General features: G+C 67.3%; 11 protein-coding genes. 5 read left to right on the plus strand and 6 right to left on the minus strand.

Features of this window, described 5'->3' with window-relative positions:
* Positions 1 to 27: 27 nt before the first annotated feature.
* Entirely contained in the window at positions 28 to 1,524 is a 1,497-nt protein-coding gene (locus tag V3B64_RS06230) for a S10 family peptidase (RefSeq protein WP_329913816.1), read from the plus strand.
* A gap of 375 nt (positions 1,525 to 1,899) precedes the next feature.
* Here the strand turns inward: V3B64_RS06230 and V3B64_RS06235 are convergent, their stop codons facing one another.
* Together V3B64_RS06235 and V3B64_RS06240 are read right to left on the minus strand one after the other, a co-directional pair.
* Positions 1,900 to 3,021, minus strand: coding sequence for an inorganic phosphate transporter (locus V3B64_RS06235; RefSeq protein ID WP_032128946.1), 1,122 nt, complete (start codon positions 3,019 to 3,021; stop codon positions 1,900 to 1,902).
* Between the two features lie 13 nt (positions 3,022 to 3,034).
* Complete coding sequence (locus tag V3B64_RS06240; protein ID WP_004152833.1) at positions 3,035 to 3,661, minus strand: DUF47 family protein; 627 nt, start codon at positions 3,659 to 3,661, stop codon at positions 3,035 to 3,037.
* A gap of 292 nt (positions 3,662 to 3,953) precedes the next feature.
* On the opposite strand from V3B64_RS06240, the gene V3B64_RS06245 reads away from it, so the two are divergent.
* The gene (locus V3B64_RS06245; protein WP_049462710.1) at positions 3,954 to 5,258 is read left to right on the plus strand and encodes a hemolysin family protein; all 1,305 of its coding nucleotides are present in this window, start codon (positions 3,954 to 3,956) and stop codon (positions 5,256 to 5,258) included.
* Positions 5,242 to 5,901 carry an exopolysaccharide biosynthesis protein gene (locus V3B64_RS06250; RefSeq protein WP_032128944.1) on the plus strand — a complete coding sequence of 220 codons (660 nt, stop codon included), beginning with the start codon at positions 5,242 to 5,244 and terminating at the stop codon, positions 5,899 to 5,901. Before V3B64_RS06245 ends, V3B64_RS06250 begins: the two co-directional genes overlap by 17 nt.
* A gap of 92 nt (positions 5,902 to 5,993) precedes the next feature.
* Here the strand turns inward: V3B64_RS06250 and V3B64_RS06255 are convergent, their stop codons facing one another.
* The 4 genes from V3B64_RS06255 to V3B64_RS06270 all read right to left on the minus strand — a co-directional run bounded on the left by V3B64_RS06255 (position 5,994) and on the right by V3B64_RS06270 (position 9,201).
* On the minus strand, positions 5,994 to 6,491 hold the full coding sequence (locus V3B64_RS06255; protein ID WP_049400371.1) for a pyridoxamine 5'-phosphate oxidase family protein: 498 nt from the start codon (positions 6,489 to 6,491) through the stop codon (positions 5,994 to 5,996).
* A gap of 68 nt (positions 6,492 to 6,559) precedes the next feature.
* The gene (locus V3B64_RS06260; protein ID WP_032128942.1) at positions 6,560 to 7,555 is read right to left on the minus strand and encodes an LLM class flavin-dependent oxidoreductase; all 996 of its coding nucleotides are present in this window, start codon (positions 7,553 to 7,555) and stop codon (positions 6,560 to 6,562) included.
* A gap of 222 nt (positions 7,556 to 7,777) precedes the next feature.
* On the minus strand, positions 7,778 to 8,545 hold the full coding sequence (locus tag V3B64_RS06265; RefSeq protein ID WP_164162935.1) for a sulfurtransferase: 768 nt from the start codon (positions 8,543 to 8,545) through the stop codon (positions 7,778 to 7,780).
* Positions 8,546 to 8,835: 290 nt separating this feature from the next.
* A complete protein-coding gene (locus V3B64_RS06270) occupies positions 8,836 to 9,201 on the minus strand; it encodes a DUF6164 family protein (protein ID WP_032128940.1) in 366 nt (121 codons plus the stop codon).
* Between the two features lie 70 nt (positions 9,202 to 9,271).
* Between V3B64_RS06270 and V3B64_RS06275 the strand changes: the two genes are divergently transcribed.
* Entirely contained in the window at positions 9,272 to 9,706 is a 435-nt protein-coding gene (locus V3B64_RS06275; RefSeq protein WP_004152813.1) for an FKBP-type peptidyl-prolyl cis-trans isomerase, read from the plus strand.
* Complete coding sequence (locus tag V3B64_RS06280) at positions 9,693 to 10,940, plus strand: TIGR03862 family flavoprotein (protein ID WP_329913818.1); 1,248 nt, start codon at positions 9,693 to 9,695, stop codon at positions 10,938 to 10,940. The genes V3B64_RS06275 and V3B64_RS06280 overlap by 14 nt, the downstream gene beginning before the upstream one ends.
* Positions 10,941 to 11,026: the final 86 nt, after the last annotated feature.

Consider the following 11,026-nt stretch of genomic DNA (forward strand, 5'->3'; position numbering starts at 1 on the left):
ACCCCCTTCCGCTGCCGATCCGGTGCCATGAAGTCCCTGCTGCACACTGCCGCGCTCTGCGTCGGCCTGCTCATCGCCCCAGCCAGCGTGCTGGCCGCGCCCGACGCCGAGGCCACGCCCGATCCGAAAGACGACAAGACCGAAGCGCCCGCGCTGCCCGCCGATGCGTCAGCCCGCCAGAGCATGCGCCTGGTCGGCCGCACCCTGGACTACACCGCCACCGTCGGCACCCTGCCGGTGCGCGATGCCAAGGGCAAGGTGATCGCCGATGTGGTGTTCACCGCCTATACGATGCCGGGCAAGGACCGGCCGGTGACCTTCGCGCTCAATGGCGGCCCGGGTGCATCGTCGGTCTACCTCAACATGGGCGCGATCGGGCCCAAGGTGGTCACCTTTGGTTCGGAGGGTGACAGCGCATCGGCGCCGGCCACCCTGCACGACAACCCCGGCACCTGGCTGGACTTCACCGACCTGGTGTTCATCGACCCGGTCGGCACTGGCTTCAGCCGTGCACGCATCGGCGATGACGAAGCGAAGAAGCAGCTGTACAACCCCAGCGCCGACATCGAATACCTGTCGCGCTCGATCTACGACTGGCTGCTGCGCAACCAGCGCATGGGTGCACGCAAGTACCTGACCGGCGAGAGCTACGGCGGCTACCGCGGCCCGCGCATCACCCACTTCCTGCAGACCCGCCTGGGCGTGGCGATGAACGGCCTGGTGCTGGTGTCGCCGTACCTGAGCCCGACCCTGGAAGACAACGCCGATGTCTCGCCGATGGCGTGGATGCAGACGCTGCCGTCGATCGCTGCAGCGCACCTGGAGCGCCAGGGCAAACTGACCGATGCGGCGATGCGCGACGTGGTGGAATACACCCGCGGCGACTACGCCACTGCGCTGATGAAGGGCCGCAGCGATCCGCAGGCGACCGAGGCGATGCTGCGCCGGGTGACCGAGCTGACCGGGCTGGACCCGCAGTTCGTGCGCCGCGCCGGTGGCCGACTGGAGACGCAGGCCTATCTGCGTGAGGTGTTCCGCGACAAGGGCACGCTGGGCAGCCGCTACGACTCCAACGTGACCGCGTTCGATCCGTTCCCGAATGATCCGGAACAGCGCGCCAACGATCCGCTGCTGGACAGCATCATTGCGCCGACCACCACCGCGATGGTCGACTTCGTGACGCGGGTGGTTGGCTGGAAGGTGGATGCACGCTACCAGGCGCTGAACTACGACGTGAACCGGCTGTGGGACCGCAACGGCGAGCTGCGCCAGGGCGCGGTGACCCAGCTGCGCCAGGCGGTGGCGATCGATCCGCATCTGCAGGTGCTGATCGTGCATGGCTGGAATGATCTGTCGTGCCCGTTCATGGGGTCGATCCTGACAGTGGACCAGATGCCGGCGATGGGCAGCAATCCGGACCGGGTGCAGGTGCGCAGCTATCCGGGCGGGCACATGTTCTACAGCCGGGCGGACAGCCAGGCGGCGTTCCGCAGGGATGTGCAGGCGTTGTTCCAGCGTAACTGAGGGTGGTGGTGGTGGCCGGGCCTGCGGCCCGGCACCCGCTGGGGATCAACTGCCACTGCAACAGCAAGAGCTGGCATTCCGTGGCTTGGCGGGGTGGGATGGGCAGGCGGGGGACGGCAAAAACTGCTCCTGCGTGCCTCGTAGAGCGCCATCCATGGCGCTCTGCGCCCCCGCCTGCCCATCCCACCCCGCCTTCGACAGTTTCCGTGCGCTGTTGGTGGGTGCCGACCGTTGGTCGGCACGGGGGCGGATCCCTGGTTCTGCTCTGGTAGGTGTCGACCTTGGTCGACACGATGTGTCCGGAAGAATTCTCTGCCCATGAAAAAAGCCCGCCGGTATCCGGCGGGCTTTTTCGTGTGCACCTTGGCGCGGCAATCAGGTCCAGCCGAACAGTTCGAACAGCTTCAGGATCAGGTACGCACAACCACCTGCGGCCGGGATGGTCAGGATCCAGGCCCAGACGATGCGTTCGATGACGCCGAACTTCAGCGAGCGCGGGTTCTTGGCGAAGCCGACGCCCATGATCGCGGTGGAGATGCTGTGCGTGGTCGAGACCGGCATGCCGAAGTGGGCGGCCAGGGTCAGGATGGTGGCCGAGCTGGTCTCCGCGGCGAAGCCGTGGATCGGGTGCAGCTTGACCATCTTGTGACCCAGGGTCTTGATGATCTTCCAGCCGCCCGAGGCAGTACCGGCCGCCATCACCACCGCACAGGTCAGCACGATCCACATCGCGATGCCGTCACCGGCGCTGGCGTCCGGGTGCATGAAGGCCAGCCACGACGGCAGGTCATCCAGCGCACCGGTGGCCTCGGCACCGATCAGTGTCATGGCGATGATGCCCATGGTCTTCTGCGCGTCGTTGTGGCCGTGGGCGAAGCCCATGTAGGCCGCCGAGGCGATCTGCGCCTTGCCGAAGAAGGCGTTGACGATGCGCGGGCGGGCCAGACGACCGATGGCACCACCGATCTTGGCCAGCCCGGCGATCAGGCCCCACAGCAGCACCATCACCACGATGCCGAGCAGGAAGCCGGCGATCGGCGAGGTGATCATCGGCACGAACACCTTCCACAGCAGGCCCTTGTTCTGCGCCCAGCTGCCCAGGCGCTCGGACCAGATCAGCGCGTCCCAGTTGTTGTGGGCAGCGGCCAGGCCGGCGCCGCAGAGGCCACCGATCAGGGCGTGCGAGGACGAGGACGGCAGGCCCTTCCACCAGGTGATCAGGTTCCAGATGATGCCGCCCAGCAGGGCGCACAGGATCACCTGCGGGGTGACGTCGACCACGTTGGTGTTGAGCAGGCCCGAAGCGATGGTCAGCGCCACCGCGGTACCGGTCAGTGCACCGATGAGGTTCATGAAGGCGGCCAGCATCACCGCCCAGCCGGGCGAGAGCACCTTGGTCGCCACCACGGTGGCAATGGAGTTGGCGGTGTCGTGGAAGCCGTTGATGAACTCGAAGACGAGCGCGGCCAGGATCACCACCAGGACAAGGGTCAACATGCGGCGGCGTCCGTCAGCTGTTCTTCAACACGATCTGGTACGCCACCACGCCGGCCTCGCGGCAGCGGTCGATGGCCTTTTCCAGGATCTCGAAGAATTCCTTCAGCAGGAACATCTGCAGGTTGTCCAGGCGGCCCGAGTAGATGTCGCGGTACAGCTCGAGCATCAGGCGGTCGGCCTCGTTCTCCAGCGAACGCAGCTTCTCGTTGAGCGCGGTCATCCGGTCCAGGTTCATGTGGCGCAGGTCGGCCACCATCTCCACCACCACGCCGGCAGCCTGTTCCAGCATCGCCGCGCGCGGCGCGAAGTCGATGTGCTCCAGGTGGGTCGTGGCCAGCGAATAGCGATCGGCGAACTTCTCGATCTGCTTCGGAATCTTGTACAGCGCCGAGCCCAGCGCTTCGATGTCTTCGCGCTCGATCGGGGTCATGAAGCTGTCCACCAGTGCCTGGCTGATCTTGTCCGAGGCCGCGCGTTCGCGCAGGCGGGCCAGCTTGAAGGCGTCCAGCGCGGGCTGGCGGTCGGCCTCGCGCAGCATGGAATGCAGCGCCTTGGCGGCGTCGGAAGCCGCGACGGCAGCCTCATCGAGCAGGGTGTAGAACTGTTTGCCGGAACCGAAAATGGTCTGCAGAGAGAACATTGAGAAACCTGTCAGCCGTCGCGGGAAGGACGGCACCAGACGGAATTATGACGGCTAGATGACCATCTCGGGTATCCCTGCCCCCTTCCGGGGCTCTGGAAGCCCCAACCTGAACAGGCGGTTGCCACCCTGCCACGCCCCTTTGCTAAGATGCCAGCGCGCCTTCGGGCGCACCTTATGGACGACGACCCTTACCCCCCTGCGCCGCGCCGGACCCTGTTCCTGAGCGCCAGCCGCCATCGCAAGCACCCGCCCTCCCTGCCACCAACCGGGGACGACGCCCGTGTTTGAAATGATCCTGATTGTCTTCGCGCTTGTTCTGCTGAACGGCTTCTTCGCCATGTCCGAGATGTCGGTCATGACCTCGCGCAAGAGCCGCCTGAAGCAGATGGCCGCCACCTCCAAGCGTGCCGCCAAGGCGCTGGAGCTGTCGGAGAAGCCGGAGAGCTTCCTGTCCACTGTGCAGATCGGCATCACCGTGATCGGCGTGCTGACCGGCTACCTCGGTGGTGAAGCACTGGGTGAAGCCTTCGCCGGCTGGATCCAGGGCCTGATGCCGGGCTTTGCCTACGCCGGCAACGTCGGTACCACGCTGGCGGTCAGCCTGATCACCTTCATCACGCTGATCTTCGGCGAACTGGTGCCCAAGCGCCTGGCACTGACCCGCTCGGAGGCCATTGCCGGCCTGGTGGCGATGCCGATGAGCTGGCTGGCCAAGCTGGCCCTGCCCTTCGTCTGGCTGCTGTCCAAGACCACCCAGCTGGTGCTGCGCCTGTTCGGCCTGGGCAAGGATGAAGTCGCCTCGGTGACCGAAGAAGAGATCCGCATGCTGGTGGCCGAGAGCCACGAGGCCGGTGTGATCGACGCCCACGAGCGCGACATGATGAACCGCGTCATGCGCCTGGGCGACCGCACCGCCGACAGCCTGATGACCCCGCGCAACCGCATCGCCTGGCTGGATACCCAGGCTGGGCTGGAGCGCAACCTGGAAATCATGGCCGAGCACGAGTTCTCGCGCTACCCGGTGCTGCGCGACAACGACATGGACGTGGTCGGCGTGCTTGAACTGAAATCGCTGGCCACACGCATGGCGCGCGGCGACAACGCGCTGTTCCAGACCCTGCGCGAACCGCTGTACGTGTCTGAATCCACCCACGCGATGAAGCTGCTGGAGATCTTCCGCGAGGAACAGCAGTCGATGGCGCTGGTGGTGGACGAGTACGGCGAGATCCAGGGCCTGGTGACCATCAGCGACCTGATGGGCGCCGTGGTCGGCCGCCTGCAGGCAGTGGAAAATGCCGACGAAGATGCGCTGGTGGTGACCCGCGAGGACGGCTCGCTGCTGGTGGACGGCTCGCTGCCGATCGAGGACCTGCGCGAGCTGATCGGCAGCAACGATCTGCCCGATGCCGAGGATGGCGATTACTACACGCTGGCCGGCATGTGCATCCACTACTTCGGCCGCATCCCGCACGCGGGCGAGTACTTCGACTGGGCCGGCTGGCGCTTCGAGGTGGTCGACCTGGATGGTGCGCGGGTGGACAAGCTGCTGCTGCGCACGCTGTCCGACGAGCAGGCCGATGAGCTCACCGCCTGAGGCCGGCCAGGGTCCGGGCGTTGAGCGCCCGGCCTACCGTAACGAGGGCATCCGCACCCTGCTGGAGATGTTCGCCTCCGGCGACCCGGCCGAGCACATGCCGCTCGGCCAGATCCTGTGCAACCTGCAGCAGAGCGCGTTCGGCGTGTTCCTGTTCGTGGCGATCCTGCCATCGTTCATCCCGATCCCGGGCATGGGCGGCGCGGTCAGCGGCCCGCTGGTGATCCTGATCGGCCTGCAGATGCTGTTCTGCCTGCGCCGGCCGTGGCTGCCCGGCTTCATCGCCCGCCGCGGGCCCAAGCGCGGCACCATGCACCGCTTCCTGGACCGCATCGACCGCCCGCTGCGGCGGTTGGACAAGATGCTGAAACCGCGCCTGCCGCAGCTGCTGACACCGCTGCCGGCGCATGCCTTCAGCGGCCTGCTGCTGGTGTTGCTGGGCCTGCTGCTGTCGTTGCCGATTCCCTTCACCAACTTCCTGTTCGGCTTCCAGCTGCTGCTGTTCTCGCTGGCACTGCTGGAACGCGATGGCGCGCTGATGCTGTTCAACTGGATCGCGGCGCTGGCGGCGATCGCCTTCTTCGGTTTCAGTTCGGGGCAGCTGGTGGGCTATACGGTGGAGCTGTTCCAGCGCTGGTTCTGAGCCGGAATCCGGTAGAGCCCGCCGCTGGCCGGCTGCCACGTTTCCAGGTTTGCCGGCCAGCGGCCGGCACTGCCAATACCGGACATCGGCCATCACCGAAGGTCGATGAATCCGTTGTCGGCCAACGCCGCCGGTTCGTCCTGCACTGCCGACAGCACGAAACTCAGCGCTGTGCCCAGCAGCGTGCCCGGTCCATCCCAGTACTCGGCCGAGTCGGCGCGCACCTGGATCAGGCGCAGGTTCGGGTCGTCCTTGCCGCCCGGGAAGAACAGCTTCATCGCTGGCGACCACAGTTCCTCGATCTTCGCGCGATCATCAACCACGCGCGCGCGCCCGGCCACCGACACATAGGTGTTCTTCGATGGCGAGGCATAGGCCACGTTGACGCGCGGGTCGAGCGCAATCTCGGCCACCTTCGGGCTGTCGGCAGTGATGACGAACCACAGATCACCGTCGAAGGTGACCTGCTGGGTGGCCAGCGGCCGGCTGTAGAGGCGGCCGTCGACGCCGGTGGTGGTGAACATCGCCACCTCCACGTCCTTGATCAGTTCTGCCAGTTGGGCAATGTGTTCGGCGCGGGTGTCGGCCATGTGGGGGCTCCTTCGATATGAGCCCCCATCAGACGCGGTTCGGCCGCAATGGGCCGTGACGCAATTGTTCAGCCCGCGTGGCGGGCGTGCCAGGCCTGCATCGCCAGTTCGAACGAGCGCAGGCGCGCACGGTGGTCATACAGGTTGGCGGTGAGCATCAGCTCGTCCGGCGTGTGGCGCTCGACAAACGCGGCGATGCCTTCCGCCACCTGCTGCGGATCCCCCAGCACGGTGCAGGCCAGTGCCCGCTCCACGCCCACTTTTTCGTGCGGCTCCCAGAAGGACTCAATGTCGTCGATGGGTGCCGGAATCTTGCCCGGTCGGCCACGACGCAGGTTCACGAAGCTCTGCTGCTGGCTGGTGAACAGGCGCCGAGATTCGGCCTCGCTGTCGCTGGCGACAACGTTCAACGCCAACATCGCATGTGGCTGCTTCAGCGTGGCCGAGGGGCGGAATTCGCGGCGGTACACCGCCAGCGCTTCGTCCATCACGTCCGGTGCGAAGTGCGAGGCGAACGCGTATGGCAGGCCCATCGACGCGGCCATGCGCGCACCGAACAGGCTGGAACCGAGGATCCAGGTCGGCACCCGCAGGCCACCACCCGGAACCGCCTGCACCGCCTGCCCGGGCTGTACCGGTTCGAAGTAATGCAGCAGCTCGCGCACGTCCTGCGGGAACTGGTCGGCGCTGTCGAAATAGCGGCGCAGTGCACGCGCGGTCGGCTGATCGGTGCCCGGTGCACGGCCCAGGCCGAGGTCGATGCGGTCCGGATACAGCGAGGCGAGCGTGCCGAACTGCTCGGCCACCTGCAGCGGCGCATGGTTGGGCAGCATGATGCCGCCGGCACCGACGCGGATGCGCTTTGTGCCACCCGCCACGTGACCGATCAGCACGGCGGTGGCCGCGCTGGCGATGCCAGGCATGTTGTGGTGTTCGGCCAGCCAGTAGCGGCGGTAGCCCAGCGCATCGGCGTGCTGGGCCAGTTCCAGCATGTTGGCGAAGGCAGCGGTGGTGTCACTGCCCTCGCAGACCGGGGCCAGGTCAAGGATCGACAACGGGATCATCAGCAGTTTTCCGTCACAGGATCCCCCATGCATGGGGTCGGCCGGGCGCGGCGGCCAGTGACGGTGGCGGGATGCTGATTCCCGTGGGACGGGTTCAGGGCCCGCCGGACCGATCCGGGGTGCCCTGATCCGCGCCAAGCGCGATTGGTAGTGCCGGCCGCTGGCCGGCATACAGGTAGATCGCTTCGCAGCCGGCCAGCGGCCGGCTCTACCAAGGAAGCGTCAGAACGCGCTGGGGCGCGGCTCCGGCAGCGGCTGGTCGACCATCGGCTTCAGCTCGGCATCCAGCGCCACGCGCTCGTCGAACACGAAGCAGCGGCCTTCGTAACCTTCGCCGCCCACCTCCTCGAAGTAGCCGAGGATGCCGCCATCGAGCTGCAGCACGTTGTCCATGCCGTCGTTGACCATCCACAGCGCGGCCTTCTCGCAGCGGATGCCGCCGGTGCAGAAACTGACCACGGTGCTGTCCTTCAGCGCTTCGCGGTGCGGCGCCAATGCCTCGGGCAGGTCGGTGAACTTGTGGATGGGCAGCACCAGCGCATCCTTGAAGGTGCCGTACTCCACTTCCTGCAGATTGCGCGTATCGAGCATGACCACCGGCTTGCCGGCGTCATCATGCCCCTGCCGCAGCCAACGCTGCACCGTAGCCGGATCGACCGCCGGTGCACGCGGATACTCCAGCGGCTGGCCGTCATCACGGCGGAAGCTGATGATCTCGTCCTTCACCTTGGCCTTCAGCCGCGCGAACGGCTGATGCTCGCTCAGGCTGGTCTTGACCCGCATATCGGCAAAACGCGCATCGGCATGCAGCGCCGCATAGAAACTTTCGACCGCCTCCGGCGCACCCGCCAGGAACAGGTTCAGCCCCTCGCCCGCCACCAGGATCGTGCCCCGCAGCGCCGCCGCCTCGGCACGCGCCAGCAGCTGGTCGCACAGGGCCTGGGGGGCGTCGATGACGGCGAAATGGTAGGCAGCGGTATTGGCGATCATCCCGCCATTTTAGCGCCTCCCGCCCGCACGGACAGATTCAGGGGTCAGAGCCCTCTGCGCAGCAGAGGGATCCGACCCCGGCAGGCACCCGGAATCTGTCAGAGGCGTGGCGGTGTGGGCAGGCGGGACCGTTGGCGCCATGGATGGCGCCATCGAGCCCCCATGGACGGGTTTACGGCGTGTCCCGCCTGCCCGCCCCGCCCTGCCCACCACGGATTGCCTGCTGTTGCTGTTGCTGTTGTAGTTGCCCTGGCATCGGCGGGTGCCGGGTGCAACCCGGCCGAAACCCCTTATCCCCGCAACAGCACGAACGGCAGCAGCACCAGCGCCGCCGCACCGGCCATCGCCAGCAGCACCAGCACCACATATACCGGCCGGCGCCGGAACAGGCTGCCGAAGGTCTCCGCCGTCCCCTCGCGCAACGCCTGCTCGCGCTCGGCACGGATGCGCGGCCCGCGTTCGGCCTGGTACTCGGCCATCAGCGCCTTTGCACGCGGATGATCGGCGTCCTCGCGCAGCCACAGGCCGCCGTTGGAAATGCCCCAGGGGCTGGGTTCGGTGCGATACCAGGCGATGCCGTGCTGGTCGAGCAGCGTGCAGACATCGGCGTATTCGTCGTCGCCGACATTGCGCAGATTGAGCAGGAGTTTTGCCATGCCCCCATGATACCCGGCGCCGATGCGCTACCCTTGCCGCCCTCGCCCTGCGCCCTTCCGGAGACGCCCGATGCGCCGCCTGCTGCTTCCCCTGCTGCTGTCCCTCGCCGCCGTTGGCTGCTCGACCGAACCGTCCGGCCCACCGCCGGGTGGCACCCTGACCACCTTCGAGCGCATCGATACCGTCCCGGGCACCGGCACCGAAGCCGTTGCCGGCAACAAGGTCACCGTGCACTACACCGGCTGGATCTACGACAACCGCACCGAAACCAAGCACGGCAAGACCTTCGACAGCTCGGTCAGCCGTGGCGAACCGTTCACCTTTGCGCTCGGCGCCGGCCAGGTCATCCGCGGCTGGGATGAGGGCGTGGCCGGCATGAAGGTCGGCGGCAAGCGCACGCTGATGATCCCGCCGGACTACGGCTACGGCGACCGCCGGGTTGGCCCGATCCCGGCCGGCTCGTCGCTGGTGTTCGATGTCGAGCTGCTCGATGTCAAACCGTAATACCGCAACGCCTCCACGGGTCGCCGTCATCGGCGGCGGCCCGGCCGGCCTGTTCGCCGCCGAGCGCCTGCGCGCCGCTGGGCTGCAGGTGGAACTGTACGAGGCCAAGGGTTCGCCCGGCCGCAAGTTCCTGATCGCCGGCAAGGGCGGGCTCAACCTCACCCATTCCGATCCGCGGCCGCTGTTCGACAGCCGCTACCGCGAGCAGGCCTCTACCGTGGGACGCTGGCTGGACGGCTTCGACGCGCAGGCGCTGCGCGACTGGGCTGCCGGCTTTGGCGTGGAGACCTATGTGGGCAGCTCCGGCCGCGTGTTCCCGGTCGACCGCAAGGCAGCCCCACTGCTGCGCGGCTGGGTGCGCCGCCTGAAAGAACAGGGTGTGCGCCTGCACGCCAACCACCGCTGGATCGGATGGAGCGACGACGGCGCCCTGCGATTTGAAACCGAAGACGGCGCCGTTGAAGTGCATGCCGATGCTACCGTGCTGGCCATGGGCGGCGGCAGCTGGCCGCAGCTGGGCAGCGACGGCGCCTGGGTCTCGCCACTGCAGGCACGTGGCGTGGACATCGCACCGCTGCAGTCGGCCAACTGCGGTTTCGACGTGGACTGGACGCCGTTCTTCGCCGAGCGCAATGCCGGCGCACCGTTGAAGCCGGTGGTCGCGCACTGGCTGGACCTGGCGGGACAACCGCAGTCGCTGCAGGGCGAGTGCGTGGCCAGCGAGTACGGCATCGAAGGCAGCCTGATCTACGCATTGGCCGCAGACCTGCGCGAGACCATCAACCGCGATGGCCACGCGATGCTGTGGCTGGACCTGGTACCGGGCCGCGATGAAGCACGCCTGCTGGCCGACCTGTCACGCCCGCGCAAGGGTCGCAGTTTCGGCGAGCACCTGCGCCGCCAGGCCGGCCTGGATGCAGTGAAAGCCGCACTGGTGTTCGAGATGCTGGGCAAGGAAGCGGGCAACGACCTGCCTGCCGTGGCAGCTACGCTCAAGCGCCTGCCCCTGCGCCTGCTGCGCCCCCGGCCGATGGCCGAGGTGATCAGCACCGCCGGTGGCGTGCGCCTGGATGCGCTGGACGATGGCCTGATGCTGCGGGCAGTGCCCGGCGTGTTCTGTGCCGGCGAGATGCTGGACTGGGAGGCACCGACAGGTGGCTACCTGCTGACCGCGTGCTACGCCAGTGGCCTGCGTGCTGCGGAAGGCGTGATCGGGTGGCTGGCAGCGCGGTGACACCTGCGCTGTAGAGTCGGGGGGGGGGGGGGGGGGGGTGGTGATTGAGGGTGGGGCGGTGGGGGAGGGTGGGGGGGGCCCCAACA

Origin of the sequence: Stenotrophomonas sp. SMYL86 (assembly GCF_036320025.1) — a bacterium.
Classification (GTDB): domain Bacteria; phylum Pseudomonadota; class Gammaproteobacteria; order Xanthomonadales; family Xanthomonadaceae; genus Stenotrophomonas; species Stenotrophomonas maltophilia_A.